Origin of the sequence: Bordetella sputigena, from assembly GCF_965137885.1 — a bacterium.
GTDB classification, from domain to species: Bacteria; Pseudomonadota; Gammaproteobacteria; order Burkholderiales; family Burkholderiaceae_B; genus Bordetella_C; species Bordetella_C sputigena.
Map to the genome: position 1 here is coordinate 1 of NZ_CBCSCA010000020.1, position 18,944 is coordinate 18,944.

Below are 18,944 nucleotides of genomic sequence, written 5' to 3' on the forward strand. Positions count from 1 at the left end.
GGCCAGGGCCGTGGCCAGCAGGCCGCACNGCGCGGCCGAAGCGCGTCTAGTGCATCGCGACATGATCCAGCGTCCATACGCCGTGCGGCGACCGGCCCACATTGATCTGCCGCACGACTTCCTTCTTGTCGATGTCGATGAAGGTCAGCTTGCGCGCCCAGCGCGAGGTGACCAGCAGGGTCTTGCCGTCGGCCATCAGGTCCATGCAGTCCGGGCCGCCCGGCGCCGGGTATTCCGCCACCACCTTCAGGTTCTTGAAGTCGATGCGGCTGATGGTGTTGGCGGCGCGGTTGCTGACGAAGATGTGCTGGCCATCGCCCTGGATGCGGAAGGCATGGGCGCCGGCGTTGGTCTTGATGCGCGTGATCAGCTTGGGCTTGCCGGGGCTGGTCAGGTCGTACGCTTCGACGTAGCTGTCGCCGGTCAGGGCGACCAGCATGACCTTGTCGCCGGGAACGATGTAGACGTCCGCCGGGGTCTTGCCCACCGGCAGCGTCCAGCGCTTTTCCTGCGTGGCCAGGTCGATGGCCACGACTTCGTCGCTGTCCTGCAGCGATACGTAGGCCGTGGTGCTCTTGCTGTCGATGCCGATATGGCTGGGCGTCTTGCCGGCCGGCACGCGCTTCATCAGCTTGAGGTTGAAGCCGTTGGCGTCCGGGGTGTATCGGTAGATGTCGATGTGGTCGAGGCGGTTGGCCGCCGTGACGAACCACTTCATGTCGGGCGAGAAGCGCAGCTGGTACGGATCGACGATGTCCGTGATGGTGCGTTGGATCTGGCCGGTGCGCGGATCCATCAGCGTGAGCGAATTGCCGACCGAATTGGCCACGATCAAGGACTTCTGGTCCGGCGAGAAATACAGGTGATGCGGTTCCTTGCCGGTAGGCAGGCGGCGGATCTCCTTGTAGGTGACCGGGTCGATCACACTGACGTTGGCATCCAGGGAATTGAGGACGAAGATCGGATCGTTGTGGGTGGGGCGGGCGGCCTGGCCCTGGGCCTGGGCGGGGGCAACGAACGCGAGGCAGGCGGCGAGCACGGCGCCGCAGGCAAAAGACAAACGATTCAAAAGGATCTCGCAGTATCGGGTGAAAGCGCCCTGAATTTTGACATACGCGCCGCGGATTGGAGCGGCCCGCCGCCGGAAAGTTCGCTGCCGGCACGTAAAATATCAAGTTATTCCGCCGGCGCAACACGACCGTGCGGCCAGTCCCATCATCCAGGCCCGCTCGCGGACCTGTCGCGAACAGCGCACACGATGAACTCCCCTGCTCTACCTGAGCCGCTCCAGGTGTCCTGGACGGAGAACGGCGTCGATCGTCACGCGGAATGGCGTTCGGAAAGCGGCGCCCCGCCGCCGCGGCGGGTGGTGCTCGCGGACGACGGCATGAACGCGGATACCGCGTATCGGCTGGCCTGCGAGGGCACCGCGCTGCTGTGGCGCGGCGACTTCCAGAACGCCCGGCAGTTGCTGCAAGCCCTGGCGCGGCGCATCGACCGGCGTCCGGCGGCGAAAAAGCGGGCGGCGGATTTTCCCGAAGCATTCCATCTGCACCGGCAGGCGCGCGCCCAACGGGCCCGCGCGCTGGGCATGCTGCTGATTCCGTTCGACGCCGGGCACGTGGTGCCGCTACGGCGCGCGCCGGACGTGGCACAGGCCTGCCGCGACGTGTACGGCGATGCCGGGCGGCCCTATGTCGCATCGCTGCGCGAATTGCTGGGTGTGGTCGGCGCGCGGCAATGGCGTGAAAAAGGCGTGGAGATCGCCGCCCTGGGCGCGCGCATTTATCCGCATTACGGTGTTTATTCGCCGGTGCGGGGCGAATACCTGGAGCTGGTGGCGCGGGCGCCCCTGCCGGGGCCGGCGGGCCGCGACGTGGACGTGGCCTTTGACATCGGCACGGGCACCGGCGTGGTCGCGGCGCTGCTGGCGCGGCGCGGCGTGCGGCGGGTGGTGGCGACCGACCAGGACCCGCGCGCCCTGGCCTGCGCGCGGGAAAACCTGGACCGCCTGGGGCTGCTGGATCAGGTGCGCCTGGAACGCGTGGATCTGTTCCCGCCAGGACAGGCCCAGCTGGTGGTGTGCAATCCGCCGTGGGTGCCGGCCCGCGCTACCGCACCGGTGGAATATGCGGTCTACGACCCGGATTCGCGCATGCTGCGCGGTTTCCTGGGGGGCCTGGCGGCGCACCTGGCCGACGGCGGCGAAGGCTGGCTGATACTTTCCGACCTGGCGGAACATCTGCGGCTGCGCACGCGTGACGAGCTGCTGCAATGGATAGAAGCGGCGGGGCTGGCCGTGGCGGGGAAGCTGGATACCAGGCCCGTGCATGGCAAGGCGGCCGATCCGGACGATCCCTTGCACGCGGCGCGCGTCAAGGAAGTGACTTCGCTGTGGCGCTTGCGCCGTCGCGACTCCGCCGCCTAGACAGTACTGGCGGCGATCCAAAGGGTCGCCACGATGGAAACCGCCAGGATGCCGGCGCCCACGGTGCGGCGGCGGTTCAGGCCGGTCCACAGCAGCACGCCGGTGATGGACAGCAGCACCATCCCGCCGGCGATGGTATCGGCGATCAGGACCCAGGCCGCCGTAACGCCATTGGCGCGATGCAGGTTCTCCAGGGTGGCGAGCAGGCCCGGCTCCATGCGGCGCACGCTGACCTGCCCCGCTCCGGCCCAGTACTCCGCCTGGACGATGGTCTTGGGCGAACGGAAGGCCACCTGCCAGTGTTCCGGCTGCACGACGGCCTTGTCGCCCCAGGCCACCGGCCTGGCGGGATCGCGCTGGATGCGTTCGGCCGGCTTGGGCAGCTTGAGTTCCGCCTGCAGCCAGGCGGCCATTTCCTGGGGCGTGGCGGGCGCGGGCACGGGCAGCGGCAATTGCACATTGGAGACCTGCGGCGCGCCCGTGTTGATCTTCATGACGGCGCGGTGATTCTGGAAGAATCCCGTCAATCCGAACAGCAGGCCCAGTACGGCCCCCCAGAGGCCGATCCAGCTATGGGCCTTGCGCAGCCATTTCAGGAAGACGCCGCGGCGATGGGCGGCGGCATGGGCGGGATCGGCGCGGCGCGAGGCGGCTGTATCGGGGGTCAGGATGTGGCTCATCGGGTGGAGCGCCTTGCCGGCGCCCGTGGCCGTGATGGCGGGCGCGTCGGGTTGGCGTCTTTTGAAAAATGCTAATGATATTGCATCTCACCTTCATTTCCTCACGGCCATCGAATAAAGCGCGGCCGGCGTGGCTCGGACGCGACGTGCCGGAAATCGGGACAGGATTAAGATGGAGGCCGACCGTCAGCGCGGCCCGCGCAGCCGATAACGATGCATGACGGCAGCCATCACCGTAGGAGGAGTTCATTGTGACCGACGTTTTTGATCCGGCCCCGGCCGCCGCATTGCTGACGCGGACGTGGCGCGAGGGCCGCCAGATAAGCGAGATTCCCGCCGATATCCGCCCGCGCAACCTGGCCGAGGGCTACGCGCTGCAGGAGGCTTTCATCAAGACCTACGCCGCGGAGACGGGCGACCGCGAAGCCGGCTGGAAGCTGGGCGTGGGCAGCGTCGCCGCCATGCAGGCCGCGGGCACGGAGCGGCCGCTGGTCGGCCGCGTGCTGGCCGGCCATCGCTACGACAATGGCGCGACGGTACAGGTACTGTGCCAGGCGCCGATCACCGTGGAGTTCGAAATCGCCTTCATCCTGGGCCGGGATATCGCGCCGGGCGCGGCGCCGGCCGATCCGATGCAGGCCGTGTCGTCGACGCATATCGCTTTCGAGCTGGTGCTGTCGCGCTTCATCAACCGGCGGGCGGTGGGCTGGCCCAGTTTCGTGGGTGATAGCGTGGGCTTCGAGGCCTCCATCCTGGGACCGCAAATCGACGCCGCCGCCATCCAGCGCGGCGTCGCCACGGCGGCGGTGCAGGCCGACGGACAGACGCTGGGCACGGGACTGAGCGGCGATGACGGTATCGACCCGACGCAGATGCTGCGTTATCTGTTCGATCATGCCTGCTATCACGGGCTGACGCTGCGGGCCGGCGACGTGGTCACGACGGGGGCCGTTGCCAAGCCTTTCGATATCGCCCCCGGAAAGACGGACCTGAGCGCGCGTTTCCTGGGACAGACCTTGAGCGCGCAAGTGGCGCCGGGGCGCGCCTGAAGACGCCGCCGGGCCGGAGCGTTCCCGTGCCGGTCCGGCGGTGTTTTAGCTGGCGTGGGGTTGGCGGGGGGCGCCGCGGTCGTAGGGCGCCGGGCTTAGCCCCCTGCCCGCTGCTCCAGCGCGGCCAGGATACGGCGCTTCAGGTCGAGCAGGTCCTCGGCCAGCGACGCGGCCACGGCGGCGGCCGGTTCGGCGGTCGCCAGGCTGACATTCAAGGCATAGATGGCGCCATTGCCCAATACCAGCGGTGTCGAAAGCGCCACTACGCCGGGCTGCCAGGCCGCGACGCAGTAACCCGTCGCACGCACGCCGGCGCACGCTGATTCGATTTCGTCGGCCAGCGACTGGCCGTGGCCGGGCCGCCTTTCCATCATGGCGGCGGTCCACGCCCGTCGCGCCGCGTCCGGCAGCGCGGCCAGGTAGGCGCGGCCCAGCGACGTCAATTCGATAGGCACGCGCTGCCCGGCCACCACGCTGCGCAAGGACACCTTGCGGCTGTAGCGGACCGATTCCAGGTACACCATATCGTCGCCATCGGCCACCGCGATGCCGACGTTGATGCGGCGCGCCTGCGCCAGCTCGCGCATCCATGGCGCGGCCACTTTCATGATGGGCGAACCGCTGCGCATCGCATGCGCCAGGCTGAGCACCGGCGCCCCCAGGCGATACGCGCGCAGCGCCGGCTCATATTCCAGGAAACCCGTCCGCACCAGCGTCTGCGACAGGCGGCTGACGGTGGCGCGTGACAGGCCGGTGCGTTCGGCCAGCTCGCCATTGCCCAATACTTCCAGGCCGGGACGAAAAGCGCGCAGCAAGGCGATGCCGCGCTCCAGGGAACGGTTGGCGGGCGATCGCCCTCGCGCCGACCGCGCCGGCGCGGAAGCGGGCCGGGCGGAGGGCGATGGGGCGGATTTGGGCTGACGGGAAGGCGGCATGAGGCATCCGGGGCCAGGCCGCAAGCATTTCCATCAGGTGGAAATGCTTGCGAGCTGCGCGCGACATTGTCACCTAAACTGGCCGCATCGCAAAAGACGATCGCGCCCGCCCCGCGCGCCCGGNCCCCGGCCGCGCCTGGTCAGCCGCGACCCGAGCCGCCGTGCCTGGCAGTCGGCACAGGGCCAGCCGAGCCAGGCCTGCCGCACCCGGCCGGCCGCATCCGGCCGGCAACACCTGACCGGCCACATCCACGTTGCTTACAGGCGGGCGCGTTTTGGAGACACTCATGACTTCCTGCTTGTCCATTTCCCGGCGCGGCGCGCTTGCGTTCGCCGCCAGCTGCCTTGCCTTGTTCGGCCTGGCATCCCCCGCCGCGCGCGCGGCCTATCCCGAACGCCCCATCCGTCTGATCGTGCCCTTTCCTCCGGGCGGCGGCACCGACCTGGTGGGCCGCCAGTTGGCCGAGGGCATGACGCAGGACCTGGGCCAGACGGTGGTCGTGGAAAACCGCGGCGGCGGCAGCACCATCATCGGCACCGAAGCGGTCGCCAAGGCGCAGGCCGACGGCTACACGCTGCTGCTGGCCACCTTCGCCCACGCCGTCAACCCGGCGCTGCACAAGAAGCTGCCCTACTCCACCTTCGAGGCCTTTGCGCCGGTGGCGCTGATCGGCCGCTCGCCCAACGTGCTGGTGGTGTCGCCGAAGGCGCCGTTCAAAACGGTGCAGGAGCTGCTGGCCTATGCGCGCTCGCATCCCGGCAAGCTGACCTTCGGTTCCTACGGCAACGGCACCTCCGCCCACCTGGCCGGCGAGATGTTCAAGAGCCTGGCCAAGGTCGATATCGTGCACGTGCCCTACCGCGGGTCCGGCCCGGCGCTGACCGACCTGATGGGCGGCCAGATCGACATGATGTTTTCCACGGTTTCCAGTGTGGCGCAGCTGGTGAAGAACGGCCAATTGCGCGCGCTGGCCGTGACGTCGGCGCAGCGCTCGCCCTCGCACCCGGACTGGCCGACCGTGGCCGAGGCCGGCGTGCCGGGCTACGTGGTGGAAAGCTGGTACGGCATCTATGCCCCCGCCGGCACGCCGCCCGATGTGATCGCCCGGCTGAATGCCGCGCTGAAGGTCGCCGTGCAAGGCCCCGGCTTCCGCCGCAATGTGGAGGAAGAAGGGCTGGTGATCAATGTCGGCGAGCCGGCGCAGCTGGACACCTTCGTTCGCGGTGAAGCGCGGCGCTGGGACAAGATCATCAAGGACGCCGGCATCGCCGAACAATAGCGCCTTTCCCCTTATTCAACCCGACTATGAGCCGCGGCTCGCACAGAAGAGATCATGTCGAATCCCACCCTACAAATGCAGGTCGATGACGGCATCGCCGTCATCACGCTGAACCGCCCGGAAGTCCGCAACGCCATCGACGATGAGATGCGCCAGGACTTCATCGCCATGCTCGACCAGGTGACGCGCGACAACGCCATCCGCGCGCTGGTGCTGACCGGCGCCGGCAAGGCCTTCTGCGCCGGCGGCGACATCCGCGGCATGCGCGAGCGCATGGCGGCGCCGGCCGGCCAGGTCGCCTTCAACGGCTGGAGCCGCCAGCAGCGCACCCACCACGCAATATCCGCCCTGCACAACCTGACCAAGCCCACCATCGCCGCGGTGAACGGCGCCGCGACAGGGCTGGGATGCGACCTGGCCCTGTGCTGCGATTTCGTGATGGCGGCCGACAGCGCGACCTTCGCCATGACCTATATCCTGCGCGGCCTGATACCCGATGGCGGCGGCATGTATTTCCTGCCGCGCCGCGTCGGCCTGCAACGGGCCAAGGAGCTGATCTACAGCGGCCGCACCGTAACGGCGGAAGAAGCCCACGCCCTGGGCATGGCCGACCGCGTCGCCCCGGCCGATGAGTTGCTGCGGCAGGCTTGCGATTGGGCGCGCGCGCTCAGCGCCGGATCGAGCGCCGCGCTGGCCCTGAGCAAGGCCATCCTGAACCAGACCTTCGAACTGACCGCGGAACAGGTCTTCCAGATGGGCAGCCAGGCCCAGGCCATTTGCTACACCACCGAACAACACCAGGCATCGGTGCAGGCCTTCCTGGATAAATCCGCGAAAAAGAGCTGAGGCAGGCTGACCCATGAACGCCATCCATACCCTGCTCCATCCGCGCAGCATCGCCGTCATCGGCGCCTCCGCGGACGCCAGCAAGACCGCCGGCCGCCCCGTCGCCTATCTGCAGAAGCACGGCTACGGCGGCACGATCTATCCCGTCAACCCGCGCGCCGACCAGGTCGGTGGATTGACCTGCTATCCCGACATCGACAGCCTGCCGGGCGTGCCGGACGTCGGCCTGGTGCTGGTGGCGCCGGACCGCGCCATCGAGGCCGTGGGCGCGCTGTCGCGGCGCGGTACGCCGGCCGCCATCGTGCTGGCCAGCGGCTTCGGCGAAACCGGCGAAAGCGGCGCGCGCCGCCAGCAGGCGCTGAAGGAAGCCGCGGGCGGCATGCGGCTGCTGGGGCCGAACACGATCGGCCTGGTCAACCTGACCGATCGCATCATGCTGTGCGCCAGCGGCGCGCTGGAAATGGACGCGTTGCAGGGTGGCGGCATCGCCGTGGTGTCGCAAAGCGGCGGCATCCTGGGTTCGCTGCTGTCGCGCGCGGCGGCGGCCGGCCTGGGTTTCTCCAAACTCGTTTCCACCGGCAACGAGGTCGACCTGGAAGCGGCCGACTTCGTCGACCATCTGGCCGACGATCCGGCCACGCAGGTCATTGCGTTGTACATGGAAGGCCTGCGCAATCCCGAAAAATTCCGCCAGGCCGCGTTGAAGGCAGCCCGCGCCGGCAAGCCGGTCGTCGTCTACAAGGTCGGCCGCTCCGAATCCGGGGCGCGCTCCGCGGCTTCGCATACCGGCGCGCTGGCCGGCGAGGACCGCGTCTACGACGCGCTGTTCAACCAGGTGGGCGCCATCCGCGCCCAGACCTTCGCCGACCTGCTCGATATCCCGGCCGCGCTGGCCACGCGCCGGCCGCTGCGCGGCAAGCGCATCGCCATCCTGACGTCGACCGGCGGCGCCGGCACGCTGGTGGCCGACAGCCTGGGCGTGGCCGGGTTCGAAACCCCGCCGCCCGGCCCCGAGACCGCGGCGCGGCTGCGCGATCTGCAAAAAAATGACCAGATCGTTCTGGACCGCAACCCCATCGATGTCACGTTGGCGGGACTGCAGCCGGAGCTGCTGCGCAGTACCATCGCCACGCTGCTCGATAGCCCCGATTACGATGCGGTCATCACCATCGTCGGATCGTCCGCGCTGGCGCAGCCGGCGCTGGCGGCGGGCGCCATCGCCGCATCGCTGGACCAGAGCGACAAGCCGGTGCTGGCGTACGTGAGCCCCTACGCGCCGGCGGTGCTGGCCAACGTCAATCGTGCCGGCGCACCGGCGTTTACGGCGCCGGAAAGCTTCGCGGCGGTGCTGTCGGCCATGCTGGCGCGCACGGCGCGCGAGAACGCCGGGTCAGTCGCCGCCGACGCGGGCACCGGGAGCGGCGCAGCGGCCCAGGGCGCCGCGGCCGCCACTGGCGGCGCGAGTGCCGCGAACGCGGCGAACGCCGGAGGCGATGCGGCGGCGCATGCCGCCGGCGGCGCGCCGGGTGTCAACCCCGCCGGCCTGCCCTCCGGCTCCCTGAACGAAGCCCAGGCGCGCGCCCTGTTCGCCAGCTACGGCGTCCCGTCGGTCGGCGAACGCGCCGTGGCGGACGCGGCCGAGGGCCAGCGCGAGGCGCGGACCTTCGACCGCCCCGTGGTGCTCAAGGTCCTGTCCAGCCGCATCACGCACAAGACCGAAGCCGGCGGCGTCGCGGTCGGCGTCGCGCCGCAGGCCGTCGGCGAGGCGATCGAGGCCATGGCGGCGCGCGTGCGGCAGCGCACCGGCATCGAGCCGGAAGGCTATCTGCTGCAGGAGATGGCGGCCGGCGTGGAAATGATCGTGGGCGTGCATCGGGATCCGCAGCTGGGGCCGACCCTGCTGGTGGGACTGGGCGGTGTCACCGCCGAACTGTTCCAGGACACCGCGCTGCGCCTGCTGCCGGTGGACCGCGCCACCGTGCGCGACATGCTGCGCTCGCTCAAGTCCTGGTCGCTGCTGGACGGCTATCGCGGCCGGCCCAAGGCCGACGTCCAGGCCCTGGAAGACGCGGTGTTGAATTTCGCGGCCATGGCGGTGCAACTGGGCGACCGCTTGGTGGAAGCGGAAATCAACCCGCTGTTCGTCCAGGAAGAAGGCCGCGGCGTGCGCGCCGCCGATGGCGTCGCTATCCTGAAGTAAACGCGTCTTCAACGCCCGGACCACGGCGGCCACGCCGCCGGCCGCCTCGGGCCGGGCGCCCGCGGCCAGGCGCGGCCTGCTCGGTGCGCCCGGCCGGGCGCGGCGTGCTGGGCGCGGCGTGCCAGGCGCCCCGGCTAGCCAGGGGCGCCGATACCATCCGTCAAACTCTTGGTGTACCTTACGGCAGAGCCGCGCGGATTTTCCGCGCGGCTCATTGTCCCAGGAGCACATGACGCATGAAGCCCGGCATACTGGCCATCGACATCGGCGGAACCGGCCTCAAGGCCGCCGTCATCAACGACAAAGGTCAGATGCTGGCCGAGCGCGTCCGCGTGCCCACCCCCCATCCCTGCCCGCCCAAGGTCCTGCTGGAAAACCTCAAGCGCATGGTGGCGGGGCTGCCCGAATTCGACCGCATCTCCATCGGCTTCCCCGGCGTGGTGCGCGAAGGCAGAGTCCTGACGGCGCCGAACCTGGACACCAGCCTGTGGGCCGGCTTCGCGCTGCGCCAGGCGATCTCGCGCACCTTCGGCAACAAGCCCGCCCATCTCCTGAACGACGCCGACATGCAGGGCCTGGGCCTGGTCAGCGGCCGCGGCCTGGAATTCGTGATGACGCTGGGTACCGGCGTGGGAACGGCGCTGTTCCGCGACGGCGAACTCATGCCGCATATGGAGCTGGCCCACCATCCCATACATAAAGACAAAACCTACGACGAATACCTGGGCGAAGCCAAACGCAAAACGCTAGGCAAAAAACAATGGAACCGACGGGTCCGGCGGGCGATCGAACTGATCGAAGTACTGTTCATGCCGGATCGCATCTACATCGGCGGCGGCAATGCCGCGCGCCTGGATTTCCCCGCCGATAGCCATATCAAGATCGGCTCCAACGACGCCGGCCTGGAAGGCGGCGCCGCCCTGTGGCGCAAGGCGCGCCGCCCATGAGCGGGTCCCCATGAACAGCCCTTGAGCACACCACCGCGACGGCCCCGCGCCAGGCCGCCGACGCGCAAGACGCCCCTGGTCCACCGGCGGCCATACGGGCATGACGATTGCTCCCGAAGCCGGTTTGTCCGCGTTTCCGCCAGAGAGAGGTCTCATGAATACCCCACCGTCCCCCGATCCCGCGCGCAGTGACGAAAAGCTGGACCTGCTGTGCATCGATACGTTGCGCACCCTGGCCATGGACGCGGTCCAGAAAGCCAATTCCGGCCATCCCGGCACTCCCATGGCGCTGGCGCCCGTCGCCTATACGCTATGGCACGATTTCCTGCGCTACGACCCCGCGCATCCCGACTGGCCCAACCGCGACCGCTTCGTGCTGTCGGCCGGCCATGCCTCCATGCTGCTGTACGGCCTGCTGCATCTGGGCGGCGTGATCGAGATCGATGCCGACGGCAAGCCCAGCGGCAAGCCGGCCGTCAGCCTGGATGACATCAAACAGTTCCGCCAGCTCGATTCCAAAACGCCCGGCCATCCCGAATACCGCATGACCACCGGCGTGGAAACCACCACCGGCCCGCTGGGCCAGGGCTGCGCCAACAGCGTGGGCATGGCCATCGCCCAGCGCCACCTGGCGCAGCGCTTCAACGCGCCGGGACGCGAGGTCTTCGACTACAACGTCTACGTGATCTGCGGCGACGGCGACATGATGGAAGGCGTATCGGGCGAGGCGGCCTCCATCGCCGGCCACCTGGGCCTGTCCAACCTGTGCTGGATCTACGACAACAACACCATCAGCATCGAAGGCCATACCGACCTGGCCTTCAGCGAGAACGTCGCCGCGCGCTTCGCCGCCTATGGCTGGAACACGCTGCACGTCACCGACGCCAACGACCGCATGGCGCTGGCCGCCGCGCTGCGCCAGTTCCAGGCCACCACCGACCGCCCCACGCTGATCGTGGTCGACAGCGTGATCGGCTTCGGCGCCCCCAACAAGCACAACACCGCCGCCGCCCACGGCGAAGCGCTGGGCGAAGAAGAAGTGCGCCTGACCAAGAAGGCCTATGGCTGGCCGGAGGACGCGCAGTTCCTGGTGCCCGACGAAGTCCGCGACCGCCTGCGCGACGCCCTGGCCGCGCGCGCCCAGCCGGCCTACGCGCAATGGAACAAAACCCTGGAGCAGTTGAAGGCCCAGGACCCCGCCAAGCATGAAGAGCTGCACCGCATGCGCCAGGGCCAGCTGCCCGAGGGCTGGGACAGCGAAGCGCCGGTCTTCCCGCCGGACGCCAAGGGCCTGGCGACCCGCGACTCCGGCGGCAAGGCCTTGAACGCCTTCGCCAAGCACATTCCCCTGCTGATGGGCGGCGCCGCCGACCTGGCGCCGTCCACCAAGACCAAGTTGACCTTCGACGGCGCCGGCAGCTTCGAGCGTGACGACTATGGCGGCCGCAATATGCACTTCGGCGTGCGCGAGCACGCCATGGGGGCCATCGCCAACGGCATGGCGCTGTCGCACGTGCGTCCCTATACCGCCACTTTCCTGATCTTCAGCGATTACATGAAGCCGCCGATCCGGCTGGCGGCGCTGATGGAATTGCCGGTGATCTTCGTTTTCACCCACGACTCCATCGGCGTGGGCGAAGACGGCCCCACCCACCAGCCGGTGGAACAGATGGCGCAGTTGCGCGGCATCCCGGGCATGCGCGTGCTGCGTCCCTGCGACGCCAATGAAACCGTGGAGGCCTGGAAGGTCGCGCTGCAGCAGACCAACCGCCCCACCGCGCTGGTGTTGACCCGCCAGCCCCTGCCCACCCTCGACCGCTCGAAGTATGCCCCCGCCGCCGACCTGCGGCGTGGCGCCTACGTCCTGGCCGACTGCGCCCCGCAACAGCCGCAAGTCATCCTGATGGCGACCGGCAGCGAAGTCTCCCTGTGCCTGCAGGCCTATGATCAACTGCGCGCCGACGGCGTCGCGGCGCGCGTGGTATCCATGCCCAGCTGGGATCTGTTCGAAGAGCAGGACCAGGCCTATCGCGACAGCGTGCTGCCGCCGGACGTGACCGCCCGCGTGGCCGTCGAGCAGGCCGGCTACATGGGCTGGGACCGCTACGTCGGCGCGAAAGGCAAAACCATTGCCATGCGCACCTTCGGCGCTTCCGCGCCCATCGCCAAGCTGCAGGCGAAATTCGGCTTCACGGTGGAAAATGTGGTTCGCGCCGCGCGCGAGCAGGTTCAAGAGAAAAGGAGTACGCAATGAACCAAACGACAAAAAACCCGCTGGTCCGGCTGGCGGAAGCCGGACAGGCCATATGGCTGGACTTCCTTAGCCGTGAATTCCTGGCGCAGGGCGGACTCGAAAAACTGGTGCGCGAAGACAGCCTGACCGGCGTCACATCCAACCCCTCCATCTTCGAAAAAGCAATGGGCCATGGGGAATCCTACGACGAGCAGCTGCACGCCATCCTGTACCAGGCCGACGCCGAACCGGGCGACGTGTACGAACAATTGGCGGTGCGCGATATCCAGAACGCCGCCGACGCGCTGCGGCCGGTGTACGACCGCCTGAACGGCAAGGACGGCTACGTCAGCCTGGAAGTCTCGCCCTACCTGGCCTACGACACCGAAGGCACGCTGAACGAAGCGCGCCGCCTGTGGCGGGCCGTGGACCGTCCCAACCTGATGATCAAGGTGCCCGGCACCCCGCAAGGCGTGCCGGCCATCCGCCAGTTGATCGAAGACGGGATCAACGTCAACGTCACGCTGCTGTTCTCGCGCGACGCCTATCGCGCCGTCGCCCTGGCCTATATCGAAGGCCTGGAAGCCCGCGCCAAGGCGGGCAAGCCGGTCGACAGGCTGGCCAGCGTGGCCAGCTTCTTCATCAGCCGCATCGATACCCGCATCGACAAGAACATCGACGAAGCCCTGAAAAAGCCGGGCGCCGATGCCGAGCGCCTGAACGCGCTCAAGGGCAAGATCGCCATCGCCAACGCCAAGCTGGCCTACCAGGACTACCTTGGACTGATAGGCGAGGATCGCTGGAAGGCGCTGGCGCAGAAAGGCGCGCACCCGCAGCGCCTGCTGTGGGCCTCCACGGGCACCAAGAATCCCGCTTATCCCGCTACCCTCTATATCGACGAACTGATCGGGCCGGACACCGTCAACACCATGCCGTCCGGCACCATGGATGCCTTCCGTGAAAGCGGCACCGTCGAGACCACGCTCACGCGCGACGTCGACGAAGCGCGCCGGCAGTTGGAAGACGCGCAGAAACTGGGACTGGACCTGGACGGGGTCACCCGCGAACTGGTGGAAGACGGCACCAAGCAATTTTCCGACGCTTTCGACGCCCTTCTCGGCGCGGTGGCGGCCAAACGCTTGAGCTATCTGGGCGAGCAGATCAATGGCGTGGCCTACGAACTGCCCAAGCCGCTGGCCGAAGCCGTCGACAAATGCCTGGACCGCGCGCGCGCCGACGGCTGGGCGCGCCGCCTGTGGCGGCACGACGGGTCCATGTGGACCGGTCAGCAGGAAGACCGCTGGGTGGGCTGGCTGGCCGCCGGCCAGGGCAAGCAGGTCGATGCCCAGGCCGTCGCCGCCTTGGCGCGCGACCTGCAGGCCGAACGCTACACGCACGCCGTGCTGCTCGGCATGGGCGGCTCCAGCCTGGGGCCGGAAGTGCTGGCGCAGACGATGGGCGAATCGGGCCAGGGCCTGGCCCTGCACGCGCTGGATTCCACCAATCCGGAAGAAATCTGCGCCGTGGAACGCGGCATCGACATCGCGCGCACGCTGTTCATCGTGTCCAGTAAATCGGGCTCCACGCTGGAGCCGGAAATTCTCAACGCGCACTTCCACGCCGCCACCGCGGCGGCGGTGGGCCAGGAAAACGCCGGCAAGCATTTCATCGCCATCACCGATCCGGGTTCGAAGCTGGAAGCGGCCGCCAGGCAGGCCGGCTATCGCGCCATCTTCCACGGCGATCCGACCATTGGCGGCCGTTATTCGGTGCTGTCGGTGTTCGGCCTGGTGCCGCTGGGCGTCATGGGCCATAACGTCGCGCACTTCCTGGAAACCACGCAGCCCATGGTGCGCGCCTGCGGGCCGTCGTCGCCGCCGGCGGTCAACCCGGGCGTGCGCCTGGGCGCCATCCTGGGCGAAGCCGCCCGCGCCGGCCGCGACAAGGTCACCATCTTCGCCTCGCCGGCGGTCGCCAGCATCGGCTCCTGGCTGGAACAGCTGCTGGCCGAGTCCACCGGCAAGCACGGCAAGGGCATCGTGCCGGTGGACCTGGAACCCATAGGCGCGCCGGACGTCTACGGCCAGGATCGCCTGTTCGCCTATCTGCGCTGCGCCGAGGACGACACCGCGCAGCTCGACGCCAAGGTGCAGGCCCTGGCCGCGGCAGGGCAGCCGGTCATCCGCATCACGCTGCCGCGCCCGGCCGCCATCGGCCAGGAATTCTTCCGCTGGGAAGTGGCCACCGCCATTGCCGGCGCGGTCATCGGCATCGATCCTTTCGACCAGCCCGACGTCGAAGCCAGCAAGGTCAAGACGCGCGCCCTGACCGACGCCTACGAGAAAACCGGCCAGCTGCCGGCCGAAACGCCCATCGCCGAAGACGGCGAGCTGGCCTTCTACGGCGACAAGTCGCTGGCGGCGGACGGCACCGTCGAAGGCGTGCTGGGCGCCCACCTGGCGCGTCTGGACCAGGGTGACTATGCCGCCGTGCTGGCCTACGTCGCGCGCAACGCCGCGCACGAACGGCAGATCGCCAGCCTGCGCGCCACGGTGCGCGACCGCCGCAAGGTCGCCACGGTCGGCGGCTTCGGGCCGCGCTTCCTGCATTCCACCGGCCAGGCCTACAAGGGCGGCCCGAACAGCGGCGTCTTCCTGCAGATCACCGCCGACCCGGCGCGCGATCTGCCCATCCCGGGGCGCAGGATCAGCTTCGGCACGGTGCAGGCGGCGCAGGCTTCCGGCGACCTGCAGGTGCTGGCCGAGCGCGGCCGGCGCTATCTGCGCGTGCACATCAAGGGCGGCGACGTCGAAAGCGGCCTGGCCCGCCTGGCCAAGGCCGTCAAGCAGGTGACAAACTGATCCGGGGCGAGCAGGCCCTGGTTTTCCGGACCGGGCGCGGCCAGCCGCCGCGCCGGTTTATTTTCGCGGAGATTTTGCTATGCAACTCGGATTGATTGGACTCGGGCGCATGGGCGCCAACATCGCGCGCCGCCTGATGCGGAACAAGCACGAAGTCATCGTGTACAACCGCAGCCTGGACAAGGTGAAAGAGCTGCAGTCCGAAGGCGCGACCGGGGTCGACAATGTGGAAGCCCTGATCTCCAAGCTGGCCAAGCCGCGCGCGGTCTGGGTCATGCTGCCGGCGGGCGCGGTCACCGAGCACATGATCGATACGCTGGCGGGCCTGATGGAGCCGGGCGACATCATCATCGACGGCGGCAACACCATGTACAAGGACGACATCCGCCGCGCCAAGGCCCTGGCCGCGCGCCAGATCGAGTACGTGGACGTCGGCACCTCCGGCGGCATCTGGGGCCTGGAGCGCGGCTACTGCATGATGATCGGCGGCGAAGACAAGGTGGTGAAGCACCTGGACCCGATCTTTTCCTGCCTGGCGCCAGGACTGGGCGACATTCCCCGTACGCCGGGCCGCGAAGGCCGCGATCCGCGCGCCGAACAGGGCTACATCCATGCCGGTCCGGCCGGCTCGGGCCACTTCGTCAAGATGGTCCACAACGGTATCGAGTACGGCATCATGCAGGCCTACGCCGAAGGCTTCGACATCCTGAAGACCAAGGGCTCGGAGCAGTTGCCGGAAGACCAGCGACTGAACATCGAAGTGGCCGACGTCGCGGAAGTCTGGCGCCGCGGCAGCGTGGTGTCGTCGTGGCTGCTGGACCTGACCGCCATCGCGCTGGCCAAGGACCCCAAGCTGGCGGGCTTTTCCGGCGACGTGGCCGATAGCGGCGAAGGCCGCTGGACCATCGATGCCGCCGTCGAGCAGGCCGTGCCCGCCCCGGTGCTGGCCAGCGCCCTGTTCGCCCGCTTCCGTTCGCGTCAGGACGCCACCTTCGGCGACAAGATGCTGTCGGCCATGCGCTTCGGCTTCGGCGGCCACGTCGAGGAGAAAAAATAATGACGGCCGCGCAATCGACAAACCGCTCTCCGCGGTCGCAGATGGCGCCGCCGGCTACCCTTTTTCTGTTTGGCGCCCATGGCGACCTGGTCAAGCGGCTGCTGGTGCCGTCGCTGTACAACCTGACGCGCGACGGCCTGGTGGGTGACGCGCTGCACATCGTCGGCGTCGACCACAACAAGGTCAGCGACGAGGAATACCGCGGCAAGCTGGCCGACTTCATGCAGGAAATGTCGGCCAAGCGCGGCAAGACCGAAGGCGGCGAGCCGGCGCTGGACGGCCAGCTCTGGGATCGCCTGGCGCAGCGCATCACCTACCTGGAAGGCGACTTCCTGGATGACGGCACCTACCAGGCCATCAGGCAACGCATCGAAGCCTCCGGCACGCGCAACGCCGTGTTCTACCTGGCGACCGCGCCGCGCTTTTTCTGCGAGGTCATCACGCGGCTGGCGCACGCCGGCCTGCTCGAGGAAGGCGACGACCAGTTCCGCCGCGTCATCGTCGAAAAACCCTTCGGCTCCGATCTGAAGACCGCGCAGGACCTGAACGCCGGCATCCTGGCGGTGATGGATGAAAAACAGGTCTACCGCATCGACCACTACCTGGGCAAGGAGACGGTACAGAACATCCTGGTCAGCCGCTTCTCCAACGGGCTGTTCGAAGCGTTCTGGAACAATCACTACGTCGACCACGTGCAGATCACCGCCGCCGAAACAGTGGGCGTGGAGCAGCGCGGCAACTTCTACGAACGTACCGGCGCGCTGCGCGACATGGTGCCCAATCACCTGTTCCAGCTGCTGGCCATGGTGGCCATGGAGCCGCCCGCGGCCTTCGGCGCGGATGCCGTGCGCAGCGAAAAAGCCAAGGTGGTCGCGGCCATCCGGCCGCAGTCGCCGGAAGAGGCGCGGCGCAATTCGGTGCGCGGCCAGTACTCCAGCGGCGAGATCGGCGGCACGCGCGTGCCCGGCTATCGCGAGGAAAACCGCGTGGCCCCGGACAGCTGCACGGAAACCTTCGTCGCGCTCAAGCTGTGGGTGGACAACTGGCGCTGGGCCGGCGTGCCCTTCTATCTGCGCACCGGCAAACGGCTGGGCGTGCGCAATACGCAGATCGCCATCTGCTTCAAGCCCGCGCCGATGTCGCCCTTCCGCGATACGCACGTGCACCGCATGCGGCCCAACTACCTGATCATCCAGATCCAGCCGGACGAGGGCATGTGGTTCGACTTCCAGGCCAAGAAGCCCGGCACCACGCTGGAGATCGACAACATCCAGATGGGGTTCGCGTATTCGGATTTCTTCAAGATGCAGCCATCCACGGGCTATGAGACGCTGCTGTACGACTGCATGACCGGCGACCAGACGCTGTTCCAGCGGGCGGACAACATCGAAAACGGCTGGCGCGCGGTGCAGCCTTTCCTGGATGCCTGGCAGGACTGCAAGGACGTGCATATGTATCCGGCGGGCACGGACGGCCCCGATGCCGCCGACGAACTGCTGCGGCGGGACGGGCGGGCATGGCACAGCCTGAAGTAGGCGCGGGCGCCGCGGACGGCGATCCGCGTGGCGCTGGCGCCGCGGCATCCTCGACGCGGCCCGGCATCCGCTTGCTGGTGTCGGACGTCGACGGCACGCTGGTCCGTCCGGACAAGCAGATCAGCGCCGCCACCCTCGCCGCCATCCGCGCGTTGCGCGGCGCCGGCATCGCCTTCACCCTGGTCAGCAGCCGTCCGCCGCGCGGCATGCTGCCGCTGATCCGGATGCTGGATCTGGACACGCCCACCGCGGCATTCAATGGCGGCGCCATCGTCGACACCGGCGGCCGTACGATCGAATCGCATCCGCTGTCTGTCGAGAACGCGCGTATCGCGCTGGACATGTTCTCCGCCCAGCCGGTGGAAACCTGGGTATTCGCCGACGACAAATGGCTGCTGCGCGATCCGGACGGTCCCTACGTGCCGTTGGAGCGGCACACGCTGGGCTTCGATGGCACGCTGGTCGACAGCTTCGACCCCTATCTGGACCGCATCGGCAAGATCGTCGCGGCCAGCGCGGATGGTGCGGGCCTGGTCCGGCTGGAGCAGGAAATCAACCCGCGCATCGCGCCCGGCGCGCATGCCTCGCGGTCGCAGGTGTACTACCTGGACGTCAATCACGCCCGTGCCAACAAGGGCGATGCGGTGGAGGCCCTGGCGCGTCACATGGGCGTGTCGCTGGCCGAGACCGCCGTCATCGGCGACGGCGACAACGACGTGCCCATGTTCCAGCGGGCGGGCTTTTCCATCGCCATGGGGCAGGCGTCGGCCCAAGTGCGGGCGCAGGCCACGGTAACCACCGCCAGCAATGCCGACGATGGCCTGGCGGCGGCGGTGCACCGTTTCATTCTTCCCGCGGCATAAGCCGGCGCGCGCTATGGACGGCGCGCCTCA

At 68.4% G+C, this 18,944-nt stretch carries 14 protein-coding genes; 11 read left to right on the top strand and 3 right to left on the bottom strand.

All coding sequences use genetic code 11. The features are described 5' to 3' along the window. Positions 1-46: 46 nt before the first annotated feature. Positions 47-1,069 carry a YVTN family beta-propeller repeat protein gene (locus ACNA0R_RS25745; RefSeq protein ID WP_415828919.1) on the bottom strand — a complete coding sequence of 341 codons (1,023 nt, stop codon included), beginning with the start codon at positions 1,067-1,069 and terminating at the stop codon, positions 47-49. A gap of 189 nt (positions 1,070-1,258) precedes the next feature. Between ACNA0R_RS25745 and ACNA0R_RS25750 the strand changes: the two genes are divergently transcribed. Next, on the top strand, positions 1,259-2,428 hold the full coding sequence (locus tag ACNA0R_RS25750) for a methyltransferase (RefSeq protein WP_415828920.1): 1,170 nt from the start codon (positions 1,259-1,261) through the stop codon (positions 2,426-2,428). On the opposite strand, the gene ACNA0R_RS25755 is transcribed toward ACNA0R_RS25750, so the two are convergent. Continuing rightward, positions 2,425-3,108, bottom strand: a complete 684-nt coding sequence (locus ACNA0R_RS25755; RefSeq protein ID WP_415828921.1) for a PepSY-associated TM helix domain-containing protein — start codon at positions 3,106-3,108, stop codon at positions 2,425-2,427. The genes ACNA0R_RS25750 and ACNA0R_RS25755 overlap by 4 nt on opposite strands. A 251-nt stretch (positions 3,109-3,359) precedes the next feature. Between ACNA0R_RS25755 and ACNA0R_RS25760 the strand changes: the two genes are divergently transcribed. After that, the gene (locus ACNA0R_RS25760; protein ID WP_415828922.1) at positions 3,360-4,157 is read left to right on the top strand and encodes a 2-keto-4-pentenoate hydratase; all 798 of its coding nucleotides are present in this window, start codon (positions 3,360-3,362) and stop codon (positions 4,155-4,157) included. Positions 4,158-4,252: 95 nt separating this feature from the next. On the opposite strand, the gene ACNA0R_RS25765 is transcribed toward ACNA0R_RS25760, so the two are convergent. Then, positions 4,253-5,092, bottom strand: coding sequence for an IclR family transcriptional regulator (locus ACNA0R_RS25765; RefSeq protein ID WP_415828923.1), 840 nt, complete (start codon positions 5,090-5,092; stop codon positions 4,253-4,255). A 287-nt stretch (positions 5,093-5,379) separates the two neighbouring features. Here ACNA0R_RS25765 and ACNA0R_RS25770 point away from each other — a divergent pair, with 287 nt between their 5' ends. The 9 genes from ACNA0R_RS25770 to ACNA0R_RS25810 all read left to right on the top strand — a co-directional run bounded on the left by ACNA0R_RS25770 (position 5,380) and on the right by ACNA0R_RS25810 (position 18,914). Continuing rightward, the gene (locus tag ACNA0R_RS25770) at positions 5,380-6,372 is read left to right on the top strand and encodes a Bug family tripartite tricarboxylate transporter substrate binding protein (protein WP_415828924.1); all 993 of its coding nucleotides are present in this window, start codon (positions 5,380-5,382) and stop codon (positions 6,370-6,372) included. A 54-nt stretch (positions 6,373-6,426) separates the two neighbouring features. Beyond that, positions 6,427-7,218, top strand: a complete 792-nt coding sequence (locus ACNA0R_RS25775) for an enoyl-CoA hydratase/isomerase family protein (protein WP_415828925.1) — start codon at positions 6,427-6,429, stop codon at positions 7,216-7,218. 13 nt (positions 7,219-7,231) lie between these two features. Beyond that, the gene (locus ACNA0R_RS25780) at positions 7,232-9,418 is read left to right on the top strand and encodes an acetate--CoA ligase family protein (protein WP_415828926.1); all 2,187 of its coding nucleotides are present in this window, start codon (positions 7,232-7,234) and stop codon (positions 9,416-9,418) included. A 236-nt stretch (positions 9,419-9,654) separates the two neighbouring features. Next, positions 9,655-10,365, top strand: a complete 711-nt coding sequence (locus ACNA0R_RS25785) for an ROK family protein (protein WP_415828927.1) — start codon at positions 9,655-9,657, stop codon at positions 10,363-10,365. 154 nt (positions 10,366-10,519) lie between these two features. After that, a complete protein-coding gene (tkt, locus tag ACNA0R_RS25790; protein ID WP_415828928.1) occupies positions 10,520-12,619 on the top strand; it encodes a transketolase in 2,100 nt (699 codons plus the stop codon). After that, positions 12,616-15,459, top strand: coding sequence for a bifunctional transaldolase/phosoglucose isomerase (locus ACNA0R_RS25795; protein WP_415828929.1), 2,844 nt, complete (start codon positions 12,616-12,618; stop codon positions 15,457-15,459). The genes tkt and ACNA0R_RS25795 overlap by 4 nt, the downstream gene beginning before the upstream one ends. Positions 15,460-15,538: 79 nt before the next feature. Next, positions 15,539-16,516, top strand: a complete 978-nt coding sequence (gnd, locus tag ACNA0R_RS25800; protein WP_415828930.1) for a phosphogluconate dehydrogenase (NAD(+)-dependent, decarboxylating) — start codon at positions 15,539-15,541, stop codon at positions 16,514-16,516. After that, positions 16,516-18,051 (top strand): glucose-6-phosphate dehydrogenase, encoded by a 1,536-nt coding sequence (gene zwf, locus ACNA0R_RS25805; protein ID WP_415828931.1) that lies wholly within the window; start codon positions 16,516-16,518, stop codon positions 18,049-18,051. Before gnd ends, zwf begins: the two co-directional genes overlap by 1 nt. Beyond that, a complete protein-coding gene (locus ACNA0R_RS25810; protein WP_415828932.1) occupies positions 18,033-18,914 on the top strand; it encodes an HAD family hydrolase in 882 nt (293 codons plus the stop codon). The genes zwf and ACNA0R_RS25810 overlap by 19 nt, the downstream gene beginning before the upstream one ends. Positions 18,915-18,944 lie beyond the last annotated feature (30 nt).

Coding starts and splice junctions, on each gene's coding strand:
- ACNA0R_RS25795 (WP_415828929.1), top strand. CDS start 12,616: ATGAACCAAACGACAAAAAACCCGCTGGTCCGGCTGGCGGAAGCCGGA.
- ACNA0R_RS25755 (WP_415828921.1), bottom strand. CDS start 3,108: ATGAGCCACATCCTGACCCCCGATACAGCCGCCTCGCGCCGCGCCGAT.
- ACNA0R_RS25810 (WP_415828932.1), top strand. CDS start 18,033: ATGGCACAGCCTGAAGTAGGCGCGGGCGCCGCGGACGGCGATCCGCGT.
- tkt (WP_415828928.1), top strand. CDS start 10,520: ATGAATACCCCACCGTCCCCCGATCCCGCGCGCAGTGACGAAAAGCTG.
- ACNA0R_RS25785 (WP_415828927.1), top strand. CDS start 9,655: ATGAAGCCCGGCATACTGGCCATCGACATCGGCGGAACCGGCCTCAAG.
- zwf (WP_415828931.1), top strand. CDS start 16,516: ATGACGGCCGCGCAATCGACAAACCGCTCTCCGCGGTCGCAGATGGCG.
- ACNA0R_RS25765 (WP_415828923.1), bottom strand. CDS start 5,092: ATGCCGCCTTCCCGTCAGCCCAAATCCGCCCCATCGCCCTCCGCCCGG.
- ACNA0R_RS25780 (WP_415828926.1), top strand. CDS start 7,232: ATGAACGCCATCCATACCCTGCTCCATCCGCGCAGCATCGCCGTCATC.
- gnd (WP_415828930.1), top strand. CDS start 15,539: ATGCAACTCGGATTGATTGGACTCGGGCGCATGGGCGCCAACATCGCG.
- ACNA0R_RS25750 (WP_415828920.1), top strand. CDS start 1,259: ATGAACTCCCCTGCTCTACCTGAGCCGCTCCAGGTGTCCTGGACGGAG.
- ACNA0R_RS25770 (WP_415828924.1), top strand. CDS start 5,380: ATGACTTCCTGCTTGTCCATTTCCCGGCGCGGCGCGCTTGCGTTCGCC.
- ACNA0R_RS25775 (WP_415828925.1), top strand. CDS start 6,427: ATGTCGAATCCCACCCTACAAATGCAGGTCGATGACGGCATCGCCGTC.